This window comes from Microcoleus sp. T3_B1 (assembly GCF_036700445.1).
GTDB lineage: Bacteria > Cyanobacteriota > Cyanobacteriia > Cyanobacteriales > Microcoleaceae > Microcoleus.
In genome coordinates this window covers 101,794-111,637 of sequence record NZ_JAUBOX010000020.1, presented here as the reverse complement: position 1 = coordinate 111,637, position 9,844 = coordinate 101,794, and the positions used below count along the sequence as shown (strand labels likewise).

General features: G+C 45.0%; 13 protein-coding genes. 7 read left to right on the top strand and 6 right to left on the bottom strand.

The features are described 5' to 3' along the window. The 3 genes from QT990_RS13690 to QT990_RS13680 all read left to right on the top strand — a co-directional run. Positions 1-190: hypothetical protein (locus QT990_RS13690; RefSeq protein WP_333465330.1), on the top strand; the 190-nt coding region annotated here is incomplete at its 5' end. Between the two features lie 62 nt (positions 191-252). Beyond that, the gene (locus QT990_RS13685) at positions 253-645 is read left to right on the top strand and encodes a response regulator (protein WP_333104178.1); all 393 of its coding nucleotides are present in this window, start codon (positions 253-255) and stop codon (positions 643-645) included. Positions 646-1,107: 462 nt separating this feature from the next. Further along, complete coding sequence (locus QT990_RS13680) at positions 1,108-1,326, top strand: hypothetical protein (RefSeq protein WP_190655558.1); 219 nt, start codon at positions 1,108-1,110, stop codon at positions 1,324-1,326. Between the two features lie 516 nt (positions 1,327-1,842). Here the strand turns inward: QT990_RS13680 and QT990_RS13675 are convergent. The 3 genes from QT990_RS13675 to QT990_RS13665 all read right to left on the bottom strand — a co-directional run bounded on the left by QT990_RS13675 (position 1,843) and on the right by QT990_RS13665 (position 3,047). Then, positions 1,843-1,986 carry a chlorophyll a/b-binding protein gene (locus tag QT990_RS13675; protein WP_006632525.1) on the bottom strand — a complete coding sequence of 48 codons (144 nt, stop codon included), beginning with the start codon at positions 1,984-1,986 and terminating at the stop codon, positions 1,843-1,845. Between the two features lie 372 nt (positions 1,987-2,358). After that, a complete protein-coding gene (locus QT990_RS13670; protein ID WP_015176458.1) occupies positions 2,359-2,613 on the bottom strand; it encodes a hypothetical protein in 255 nt (84 codons plus the stop codon). Positions 2,614-2,687: 74 nt separating this feature from the next. Further along, positions 2,688-3,047: a hypothetical protein gene (locus tag QT990_RS13665; protein WP_333142459.1), complete on the bottom strand. Its 360-nt coding sequence runs from the start codon at positions 3,045-3,047 to the stop codon at positions 2,688-2,690. Between the two features lie 588 nt (positions 3,048-3,635). Here QT990_RS13665 and QT990_RS13660 point away from each other — a divergent pair. The 3 genes from QT990_RS13660 (at position 3,636) to QT990_RS13650 (ending at position 5,643) form a co-directional block, all read left to right on the top strand. Continuing rightward, positions 3,636-4,136, top strand: coding sequence for an NYN domain-containing protein (locus QT990_RS13660; protein ID WP_333142458.1), 501 nt, complete (start codon positions 3,636-3,638; stop codon positions 4,134-4,136). 145 nt (positions 4,137-4,281) lie between these two features. After that, a complete protein-coding gene (gene rnc / locus QT990_RS13655; protein ID WP_333142457.1) occupies positions 4,282-4,995 on the top strand; it encodes a ribonuclease III in 714 nt (237 codons plus the stop codon). Positions 4,996-5,214: 219 nt separating this feature from the next. After that, the gene (locus QT990_RS13650) at positions 5,215-5,643 is read left to right on the top strand and encodes a DUF1824 family protein (protein ID WP_333142456.1); all 429 of its coding nucleotides are present in this window, start codon (positions 5,215-5,217) and stop codon (positions 5,641-5,643) included. A 147-nt stretch (positions 5,644-5,790) separates the two neighbouring features. On the opposite strand, the gene glgA is transcribed toward QT990_RS13650, so the two are convergent. After that, the gene (gene glgA / locus QT990_RS13645) at positions 5,791-7,218 is read right to left on the bottom strand and encodes a glycogen synthase GlgA (protein WP_333142455.1); all 1,428 of its coding nucleotides are present in this window, start codon (positions 7,216-7,218) and stop codon (positions 5,791-5,793) included. A 45-nt stretch (positions 7,219-7,263) separates the two neighbouring features. On the opposite strand from glgA, the gene QT990_RS13640 reads away from it, so the two are divergent. Next, positions 7,264-7,419 (top strand): hypothetical protein, encoded by a 156-nt coding sequence (locus QT990_RS13640; protein WP_333142454.1) that lies wholly within the window; start codon positions 7,264-7,266, stop codon positions 7,417-7,419. A 244-nt stretch (positions 7,420-7,663) separates the two neighbouring features. Here QT990_RS13640 and QT990_RS13635 read toward each other — a convergent pair whose 3' ends face one another. Together QT990_RS13635 and hemC are read right to left on the bottom strand one after the other, a co-directional pair. Next, the gene (locus QT990_RS13635) at positions 7,664-8,488 is read right to left on the bottom strand and encodes a S1C family serine protease (RefSeq protein WP_333142453.1); all 825 of its coding nucleotides are present in this window, start codon (positions 8,486-8,488) and stop codon (positions 7,664-7,666) included. Positions 8,489-8,845: 357 nt separating this feature from the next. Next, positions 8,846-9,817, bottom strand: a complete 972-nt coding sequence (gene hemC / locus QT990_RS13630) for a hydroxymethylbilane synthase (RefSeq protein WP_333142452.1) — start codon at positions 9,815-9,817, stop codon at positions 8,846-8,848. Between the last annotated feature and the right edge of the window lie 27 nt (positions 9,818-9,844).

Genomic DNA, 9,844 nt, shown 5'->3' with positions numbered 1-9,844 from the left:
CAGAGAAAGATTAAGTATTCGCATTGCCGTGAGTCGGCTAGAGAAGTTGCGGAGAATTGCCAAACAGAAAGAAAAAAGAATGACCCAACTTGTAGAGGACTGGATTGATAAGCTTAAAGAGGAAAAGCCGTCAAGCGAAGGACTGGGCTTTAGACCCAGTTTTTCGGTAAAGTCCGATCGGGTAAGATAATTTGCTTTATAAAATATTCACATTTCGCCTCTAATCTGTAATTAGTTCTCCTTGCTAAAAAAATGTTAATTTTGACTGCCAAGCGCATCTTGGTTATTGACGATGCGGAAGATATTCGGGAAGTAGCTCAAGTCAGTCTTGAACTGGTGGGGGGCTGGGAAGTCCTGACAGCGAGTTCGGGTCGCGAGGGTGTTGCTAAGGCTCTTGCCGAACAGCCTGATGCGATTCTATTGGACGTGATGATGCCCGACCAAGACGGGCCTACTACTTTTATACAGTTACAAGCTAATAAGGCTACGCAGCACATTCCGGTAATTTTATTGACAGCTAAGGCTCTGGCTGGGGACAGGCGGATGTTCGCGGATTTGGGGGTGGTGAGCGTGATTGCTAAGCCTTTTGAACCGATGTTTTTGGCGGCTCAGGTCGCTGAGGCTTTGGGCTGGGAGCAAGAATAGATCGATCGCCCGCATTGAATTGTGCAGCTTTTCAAGCAGTAGTTTTGCAGGCAAAGAGAGTTAAAAAAACTTGGTTTCTTTGGTCTGGTTCCTTAGATAAAATCCGGTCTAGCGGACAGGATATATGTAGGGGCTTAGGCGCCGTGCCTTTCGTCCTGTCAGCTTAAGACTAAAAACCTCAGTCCGGTATCAGTTTCAACCCTGTCGGTCTTGGGGTGAAATTGATACCAATTAGGGATGCCTAAATCCCTATTGGTAGTGCGTTCATTTAACCGAATTCGGACTCAGCCATGAGATCGGTATTCCTACTGATTTATCGGGAAAATATAAGCTGGCAGGATTATTTTACTTTTTGTAACAACTCACTCATCTTCATAAGTTCTTCAGGTTTGAGTTTTATGTTTAAGCAGAACGTCAGGGATCGCTCCTGACTGTTGACAGACACATTGGGAGAAGACGATTATGCCCTCAGCTTACATTTTGCTACTAATAGTTTCTCTGGCAGCAGTCTGGGTTTACTGGCAAACCTCTCAAGATATTTTTGTTCTTGTGGCTTGGGCAGGGCTGGGTTGTTTTATTTGGGGTTTCTCTTGGGCACCTTGGAGCGTTCAGCTTTTGATTGTGGTGTTACTCTTGGGCCTCCAAAAGTGCTACTTGCGCGACGCTCAAAGCTGTGAGTGAAAGAGATTTTTTATTTTTGTGCCTGGAATTGAGATGTGCAGGCATTCGTGAATCTCTCTAATGATTGGGTTATCGCTCCATATCTTCAAAAAAGGTTTAAAATATCATGAATAGTTGCCCTTGTTGCTCCTCTAAATTGCTCCGCCACGCTCGCCACAATCGCCTTTATTGGTTCTGCTCGCAGTGCTGGCAGGAAATGCCGGATCTGTCGGAGATGATTTCACGTAACAGCGTGGGGAATCACAAACGCGACGGTTTGGTGAAGGTTGCGACTTTGACTCCTAAATTGAGGATTTTTGAGTCTGTAGAAATTGCTTAGTTTGCTGGAGTTAGTCTCGCGATAAATATTGAGACTGAAAAGATTTTTGTTTGTGCCCTCTGTGGGATTTTTTGATAAAAAATGCACTCATCCCCTTCCGTGTGAAGTGAAGGGGACTTATTAGCGGGGGGATGAGTGTACTTGTGATGGGGTCGATCGCCCGACTGAATTTCAGCTATTGTATGCAGTTAAGCTGATTACATCAAACCGATTTGAGAGAGAATGCCTTGACCGGTGAGGAATTCGGTAGCTAAGCCGATAACGAAGCCTAACATTGCCAAACGGCCGTTCCAGGTTTCAGCGAACTCAGTGAAGCCCAACTTTGCGTCTTTGTTTTCCATGACCAGAAACCTCGTTTAATTTCAACCTTCTGTAACTAAACTTAACACAGCAGTACCAAGTTTGCAACATATTTTTACATTTACTGTTTAAATGCCGCAGATCAGCAGGAGAGGCTTGCTGGGAGAGGGGCGATCGCATCGGAGGCGAGAAACCCGGTTTCTTCTTGTATTTTTCGTGACTCGTCGCAAAATCTCGTAGAAACCGGGTTTCTGAGGTCAGGGCGCGTGGGTCGAAGGATGTCAGAAAAATAATTTTTAGTTAATATAAAATAGCAAAAATCTAGTGACACTCCGCCTGGGGTGCCCCGGAAGAGCAAACCCTAATTGTTTCGCACACAGCATAATTCCGGGGCACCATGCAATCTGAATCTATTAGATGCGAAGGTATTTCACAAAAATACTCATCACCTCACCACTTTTAGCAGTTGGTAGCAGGGGACTCCAGACACCAACCTCAGCGTACCCGCGCGCGTGGAGTAGGTAAATTGTACTCCTGACAGCTTGGGGAGAACCTATCAGCAGATGTTTGAGGGGTTCTTTCTCAGGATTTGCTGCGTCGGGAGTTAGCAGCGACGCGGGAAGTTGAATGGCGTCGCTGCTGGAATTGGATAAAAAACTCTGTGTCACAGTGATTAAAGGCTTTTGCTAGTTGAGTGCTACATCCAAAAAATACAACACCCAGCCCGCTTGACACCACAAAATTAGTGTAAATATTCCCCTATTTGTTTGGATTTGTTTTTGATTCGTTCTAGTACCTCCTCCAAAAAATCTTCATTTTTGCCAGCAACCTCTATCATCTCTCGCAGCGTGTCAGCGTATGACAAGGTACGCTTGTGGTGGTCTGGCATTTTTTCAAAACCCGGCCCCCACCGCTTGACGGCATCAATATTAACGCCTAAAACCTTTACCAGAAGCAGGTTGCAACGCGCTTTGTAGCCTCTGGCTTTTTCTTCTTCTTGTGTGGCGTGGAACCACCGACGGCAAAAATCCCAAGCTTCCATTGACTCACTCAGCCAGCTAAACCATTTGTCGCGTCGCGACGTTCTGCAAGTTCGCAACATAGGGTAAAAATTACACTGTTTTAGGATTATGGTATCATCCCATTTGGTGTAATATTTCCCCTAATAGACTATAGCTGACAATTGAGACTTACCCACAAGTAGCCAGAAACCGGGTTTTTTTGCGAAAATACTTCGCTGCATCCCGCAGATTCGATAAAAAACCCGGTTTCTTTTGTCGGATCGCATAAGTCCCGTTCATAAAATCAAGCTCAAAAAATAAATCAGATTACCCATTGACATTTTAGAATTAATGTGCAAGCATCAAAGTAGTATAGCTGAGATAAACACCCTCATTCAAAAGCAAGGAGTGTTGGTTAAGTCGTCTCAGCGAGGATGATGGGTTTATTTCGGCTGGCACAACATTTGTTTAAATGTGTATATCAACGGGTTTTTAGAACCCCTAGCCGAAGTTTACACATCGTATCGCTGAGACGCTAACCAAACAACTACAAACTAAATTCATAGTTTGTTACTAGAGCCATTTGTTAAATGGGCGAGCTCATTTTTGAGCGAACCCAAAAACAATACTTCGTGCTAGATGGGTAATTTATTGATGCTGTCTGCTCACCCTTTTTTAGGAACGATCCAATGACAGACAATCATCGAACCACAGGCCAACAAAAAAGCCAGTCTCAGCCTTTAGTTTCCATTTATTGGGATTATCAGAACATCCCTGATTACAAACGAGCCAAAGATTTATTACTCTTTGCTAGTGGACTAGGATATGTAGTCAATCAAAAAGTTTACGACAATTGGAAACAAAGAAATAAGACTGCACAAGAAACTTTAGACTATCTAAAATTTCAACGTTTTGATGTATCCCTAAACATCAAAAATGCTGTAGACTTTTATTTGTCAATGAACTGCTGTAGCGAGGCTTCAATGAGTTCATACCCACACACATTTATTATTGTGTCTGGAGACGGCTACGGTGAAATTTTGATTCACGATCTGCATGAAAAGGGGAAGAAGGTGATAATTGTTGCCCGCAAAGGTAATGATAGTCACAATCTCAAAAAGCTTGCCGATCGATTTTACTTGATCGATGAATTGCCGAAGTCGATCGAGACTTACAAACTGACTGCCTAAACTTCCTAGACATTCACCAGGTCGCAGATAGCAAAAATCCAGTTTATTTGATAAACTAGATTCTCCAAACCAACGGCTATCTGCGGCTCTTTCATGTCCACATAATAACACCCAACTCAAAAAAAATAACCATTACAAAACTCCCATGCCATTAACTAATCCAACACAAGAACTCCAAATAACCCTTCCCGAATTCAATAATGAAAAACTGCTGCGCCAAGCGCTCACCCATCGTTCCTACGTCAACGAAAACCCCACCTTCAACGAAGAAGACAACGAACGCTTAGAATTTCTCGGCGATGCTTTGCTGACTTTTCTCAGCGGCGAATATCTCTATCAGCGTCATCCAGAAATGGGAGAAGACCAACTGACTCGCCGACGTTCTGCATTAGTAGATGAAAAACAATTAGCCAGATTTGCTACTGAAATAGGTTTAGACTTAAAAATGCGGCTCGGAAAAGGAGCTTATCGAGAAGGTGGGATTACTAATCCAAATTTGCTCAGTAGCACTTTTGAAGCATTTATTGGCGCTTACTATCTCGACACGCAAGACATGGACAAAGTTCGCAACTTTGTGCAACAAATGTTTGATTCTGTTCCCGAAAATGTTGTGGAAACTCGATCGACTGTAGACTCGAAAAATCGCTTTCAAGAATGGGTACAGGCCAATGGTGACACGACTCCGCCCAAATACGTGACAGTCCAAGCAGGAGGCACACCCCACAAGCCGGAATTTCTCGCTAAAGTGTATGTCGCAGAGAAACTCTATGGAGAAGGTAAAGGCAAAAGCAAAAAAGATGCTGAGAAAAATGCGGCTGAAGATGCGCTAGCAAAGTTGAAAAAACGCGGACTGATCTAAACTTGAAAACGGGGGTAAAAACTACTAGCTTTTTTGTGCGCTTCCGGCGTTGGCCAAGCCCTCGAAGACGATCGCCCGAATTGATTGCCAGAGCGCACAATCGGCTATAATCAGGACTTGTGCAAGTGTTACCGCCGTCGATAGAGGGTTGCAAGGGCAGAAATTCGTTGACGAGTACCCCAGTGTCGATCGTAATTTTGGGAAATATCAGAGCAATTCATGTCTACTCAAAACCCGACTACCCTAACTGTTGAAGAAGCACAGCAAATCCTCAAAGATTTCACTTGTCTGGATATGCAATCTGTAGCATCGCCGCTGGAAAAACAGGCACTCCGTCAAGCGATTTTGCTGGTAGCAAGTTTGTCGGATTATCAAATGTTGGGAGTGTGCGCTTCTTCGACGGATGAGGGGTTTTTAGCTTTAGAAGCTTATTTAAAAGCTTTGGGATATCAAGCTGTTTTAGATCCCAATGCTGTCTCGACCTTTGCTGGTTCGGTTTATATTAAGTTCAATACTTTGAAGGGGTCGTATTATGTTGACGGCTATCCCGGAACTTACCGGGGCGTTTTGATTTCGTGCCAATCTTCCTCAGAAGGTGGAGTTAGCGGCACTTACGGTCATTTACCTCTCGATTTATTTGTTGATTAATCGGGAATTGGGCATAGGGCATAGGGCATAGGGCATTGGAACAAAAAACTAACAAAAAACAACAGCTAACAGCCAACAGTCAACAGTCAACAGTCAACAGTCAACTGTCAACTGTCAACTGTCAACTGTCAACTTACCGATTACCGATTAACCCTTACCAACGATCAATTCTGCCTCTGGTGCCGGTGCAGTTTCTTCGGGCGGCAGTCCCAAAATATCGCTGTACAAGTTGACGTATTTCCGGGCCGAAATATCCCAGCTAAAATCTTCTCTCATGCCGCGCTGTTGCAGTTCTCTCCACTTATCTTTGTAGCGGAAACCTTCCCAAGTTCTGATCATGCAGGTGAACAAGTCTAGGGGCTCATAGCGATCGAAACAGTAACCTGTACCGGTATTGTCGATGGGGTTGTTGTGGGAAACGGTATCCACTAAACCGCCGGTGCGACGAACCATTGGCACGCACCCGTAGCGGAGGGCGAGCATTTGGCTGATGCCGCAGGGCTCGAAACGGCTGGGCATCAGGAAGCTGTCGCAGCCTGCGTAAACACGCCGGGAGAGGGCCTCGTTGTAAAGTAGTTGGGTGGACATCCTACCGGGATAGCGGGCTGTCATTTGCCAGAGTTGGGTTTCGTAGTAGCGATCGCCCGTTCCGAGTACAATAAATTGAGCGTCGGTATAGGCCATGAACAGATCGAGCATTTGAATTATCAAATCCAATCCCTTCTGTTCTACCAGCCGCGTCACCATGCCGATCAAAAAGGCATTTTTATTTACTTCCAAACCGACTTCTTCTTGCAGCGCAATTTTATTAGCGGGGCGCTTTTCAATAGTATCAACACTAAATTGTTGATGGAGGTACTTGTCAGTTGCTGGGTTGTAAGATTCTGTATCAATTCCATTCAAAATGCCCGATACTTTACCGCCGAGGTAAGACAGCAAACCTTCCAAAGTTTCCCCATAAGCTGGGGTTTTGATTTGCTCGGCGTAAGTCGGTGAAACTGTATTTACGCGATCGGCAAACTGTACTGCGGCAGCCATTGTATTGTGACCTTGCATATACCAAGGACACCAAGTCATCTGCTCCAAACGCCAGCGCCACGGCCCTTGATAAGCTAAATTGTGAATAGTAAAAACCGTGCTGATATCGGGGTCTTGGCTCATCCAAACAGGTATCATCCCCGTATGCCAGTCGTGACAGTGGATAATTTGGGGTTTCCAATGATTCCAGGCAAATTCAGCCGCAGCATTGGCAAAGAAAGTGAACCTCCAATCTTCATCTACACCGCCGTAAACGCGGCGCGGTAAGAAAGATGGATGTTGTAATAAGTATAAAGGTACATCGGTTCCCGGCAAAACAGTTTCAAACACCGAGAAGCTTTGGAACATGGCAGACCCATCCCAAACAGGTTTTTTGGGAACGTCCATTTTGTCGGGGACGAAACCGTAGTAGGGCATGAAGATGCGGACATCGTGGCCCATGCGCCGCAGAAATTTCGGCAAAGCGCCGACGACATCGCCCATACCGCCCACTTTGGCGAGGGGTGATGCTTCGGCGGATACAAATAAAATACGCATTATTTTTTTGTGTTCCTTGAGATTGTTAGTCTAGATTAAGTTTAAATGGGGAGTGGCACAATATTAACGCGCCGTCCAAAAACAAGTATAAATCTGAGTTGCTGTAGCGATCGCAGTTTACTCAAGAATGCGATCGCCCTTTTTCCATCCGCGTCGCTGTGCGGTGAAAAAAATAGCGATCGATTTTATGATAAATATTGAATAAAATCTGTAGGGGCGGGTTCACCAAAATATTTGCCACCCACCGATAATCTTGATAAACCCGCCCCCACCCAACCAATAACCCCGATCGACCATTTCCCCCACCGTTAAATACAATTAATTCTTAATTTCTGGGTGGGGTGGGGGCGGGTTTTTATCATTTGTCTGTGGTGTCAAATATCTAGGCGAACCCGCCCCTACATTGGTGGTTAAATGTGGGATAAAATCTACCGACAGCTACGGACTAATTCTGAGAATTGTCCTCAAAAGTCTCCTCAAATCCCGCTAGAAAATCATCCAAAGCTTCAGAGGCGATCGCCAAATTAATACTGTCGGCATCTTCCAATCCCCAGGTATTCACACCAACCACTTGACCAGCCATATTAATCAACGGGCCGCCCGAATTTCCCGGATTAATCGCCGCATCAGTTTGCAACACCTTCACCTCAGCAACATCTTCTTCATCGTCGCCTTCTTCATATTCCTCTGGTTCGCGAATTGCACTAATAATACCTTGAGTTACAGTTGAAGCAAACTGCCCCAAAGGATTGCCCACAGCAATAACTCTATCTCCCACTTTCACATCCAAAGACAACTCTAGGGGAGGATATTCTTGGGGAGAGTCCACTTGTTCCCCTGTGTTCGGGTCGAAGGTAAAATCGCTAATTAAGAGTAATGCTAAATCTTCTTCGGCATTACCAGTAAACACCACCTCTGCCAATCTCAATTTTCCGTCGTGAGTTTCGACTAAAACCTGTTCGATTTCATCTTCTTCATAGAAGTAATCTTCATCGGCAATATCTTCTACAACGTGATAGTTCGTGACAATTATGTCCGGCGATACAAAGAACCCGCTTCCTGAAGAAATCTCTTCTTCTGTATCCCAATCCATGACGTAAATTGAAACTAAGGACGGCAAGACTTGCTCGACTACATCCGAAAAACTTCCGGCTTGAGTTTTGAACTCTTTCAATTGCTTCTGCAAAGCTTGTTTGTCTGCTTGCATTTTGCTATAGAGTTGCTGAACCTTTTTCACTTCCAGCTTTAATTGAGTTTCTCTAGCGCTCATATTTGGCTTTTACCTGAAATAAATTGCTGATTAATTTGGGATGTTTGATTGTAGATTGTGGATGGGGATGTTAAGAATTATAGGACTTACGAAAAAAAACCGGTTTTTACCATAAATCTTGGGCTATACAGCGAGACTTACATCAGAAACCGGGTTGCTTAACACCCGTGCGGAGCGTCCTAAATTAGTCAGATATTTTTGAAATCTATCGCGCGAGTCCTACCTAAAATCCCATCAAAAATCTACAATCAGACTGCTACTCTACCTGTTTTGCCAAAGCAAACCGCCTGTTATTTTTATTTTACAAAAGGCGATATATCGCGTCTAAAAGCATTGACAAAGAGATGCGGATCGGTTTTAGGAACCACGTTGAACTTGGACAAATATTTCCTCCAAAATTTCACTAGCACCCTGTTGGCGCAAGCGGTGAGCGAGGTCAATTCCGATCATTTCAGCAGTCTCGGCGGCCCCGGAAACACTATCTTTGACGAATCGCTGGCCGTCGAGACTCGATACCATTCCGGTTAAGGTTAATTGACCGTTTTCTATTTTGGTATTGACGCCGATCGGCACTTGACAGCCGCCTTCTAATTCCCGCAGAAATGCGCGTTCGGCATAACATCTTTGGGCGGTTTCCGAGTGTTCGAGAGCTTTAATCAGTGCCATGATTTCTGTGTCTCCGGCGCGGCATTCGATGCCCAAAGCACCTTGTCCGACGGCGTGAAGGGAGATTTCTGCAGGGATAATTTGGTGGATGCGATCGCCCATTCCCAATCTTTCGAGGCCGGCAACTGCTAAAATAATCGCGTCATAACCGCCCTCATCTAATTTAGCGAGTCGAGTATTGAGATTGCCGCGAATATCTTTAAATTCAAAATGAGGGAAATGATGCCGCAGTTGAGCTAGCCGCCGCAGGGAAGAAGTACCGATTACAGAACCTTCTGGGAGGGTGTCGAGTTGCTTGTCTTTGTGCTTGGAGTGAACTACCAGGGCGTCAGCGGGATTTTCCCGTTCGGTGACGCATCCTAAAATTAAACCTTCGGGCAAATTGGTAGGTAAATCTTTGAGGGAATGAACGGCAAAGTCCGTTTCATTGTTAATCATCCCCGTTTCTAATTCTTTGGTAAAAAGTCCTTTATCGCCAATTTTAGCGAGGGCGACATCAAGTATTATGTCCCCTTGGGTGGACATGGTGTGGACTTCAAAAGTGTGTTCCGGGAAGTGTTTCTGTAGCTGTTCTTGCACCCAGTGGGTTTGCACGAGAGCGAGTTGGCTTTTGCGGGAACCGATGCGAACGGTTCGGGAAGGGGCAGATGTGGTTGGGGACATAAGATCGATCGGAGGATAGCTTGAAAT

Excerpts from the sequence above, each read along its gene's own strand:
- QT990_RS13685 (WP_333104178.1), top strand. The coding sequence starts at position 253 with ATGTTAATTTTGACTGCCAAGCGCATCTTGGTTATTGACGATGCGGAA.
- QT990_RS13680 (WP_190655558.1), top strand. The coding sequence starts at position 1,108 with ATGCCCTCAGCTTACATTTTGCTACTAATAGTTTCTCTGGCAGCAGTC.
- QT990_RS13675 (WP_006632525.1), bottom strand. The coding sequence starts at position 1,986 with ATGGAAAACAAAGACGCAAAGTTGGGCTTCACTGAGTTCGCTGAAACC.
- QT990_RS13665 (WP_333142459.1), bottom strand. The coding sequence starts at position 3,047 with ATGTTGCGAACTTGCAGAACGTCGCGACGCGACAAATGGTTTAGCTGG.
- QT990_RS13660 (WP_333142458.1), top strand. The coding sequence starts at position 3,636 with ATGACAGACAATCATCGAACCACAGGCCAACAAAAAAGCCAGTCTCAG.
- rnc (WP_333142457.1), top strand. The coding sequence starts at position 4,282 with ATGCCATTAACTAATCCAACACAAGAACTCCAAATAACCCTTCCCGAA.
- QT990_RS13650 (WP_333142456.1), top strand. The coding sequence starts at position 5,215 with ATGTCTACTCAAAACCCGACTACCCTAACTGTTGAAGAAGCACAGCAA.
- glgA (WP_333142455.1), bottom strand. The coding sequence starts at position 7,218 with ATGCGTATTTTATTTGTATCCGCCGAAGCATCACCCCTCGCCAAAGTG.
- QT990_RS13640 (WP_333142454.1), top strand. The coding sequence starts at position 7,264 with ATGGGGAGTGGCACAATATTAACGCGCCGTCCAAAAACAAGTATAAAT.
- QT990_RS13635 (WP_333142453.1), bottom strand. The coding sequence starts at position 8,488 with ATGAGCGCTAGAGAAACTCAATTAAAGCTGGAAGTGAAAAAGGTTCAG.
- hemC (WP_333142452.1), bottom strand. The coding sequence starts at position 9,817 with ATGTCCCCAACCACATCTGCCCCTTCCCGAACCGTTCGCATCGGTTCC.